At 69.6% G+C, this 746-nt stretch carries 1 pseudogene; it reads right to left on the bottom strand.

Features of this window, described 5'->3' with window-relative positions:
• Positions 1-746: pseudogene (locus AC1DTN_RS37730) on the bottom strand (thiamine pyrophosphate-requiring protein); the annotation flags it as partial.

Here is a 746-nt window from a genome sequence, read left to right as displayed (position 1 = left end):
GACGTGCGCCATGCCTTTGCGTCCGCTTCGATGCGGTCGCGGCGTGCTGCCGCTTTCGCGGACGCGCCGCAGCGCTCCAGCGCTTGGCGCAATGCATGCAGGAAGGGCACGGTGGCCGCCGTGAGCGTGAGGTCGGAGCGGAAGCCACGCAGCGGCAGGCCGCTGAACAGCGGGTCGGTGCCCACGTGCGCCACGAAAGCCTCGGTTCGGGGCTCTGCCTTCGACGGGATCCACGGCACGTCGCTTTCGAGCGCCAGCAGCATGTCGGCGCGGCGCACCGCCGCCGAAGGCTCGTGACCGAGGTGCAAGGGGTGCGCGGAGCGGACGTTCACGAAGTGGCCCATGCTCTCGGCCACGCCGATGCCGAAGTCCAGCGTGAGCTGCTCCAGCAAATCCACCGCCGCCGTGTCGGCGCCTGCCGAACTGGTGACGATCACCGGGTACTGCGCCGCGGCAATCGCTTGCGCGATCCGATCGACCGCGCCTGGATCAGGGTAAGGCACGGTAGGCGCCGGCTGCGGCGGTACCTTCCGCTCCGCGGCAGCGGGCTGGGCCAACACTTCACGGGGCAGCGTTAGGTAAATCGGGCCGCGCGGCTGGGCCATCGATAGCGCGAGTCCCCGGTCCACCACTTCCTCGAGGTTGCGGCCATCGCGCAGCTCGTAGTCCCACTTGACCAGTTCGCGTGCCATGCCGGCCTGGTCGTACATCTCCTGCGCCCAGTGAATCGGGCTGTTGCGCGAGCC

Source organism: Rhizobium sp. 01T444 (assembly GCF_056398305.1).
This window is presented reverse-complemented; position numbering and strand designations above follow the sequence as displayed.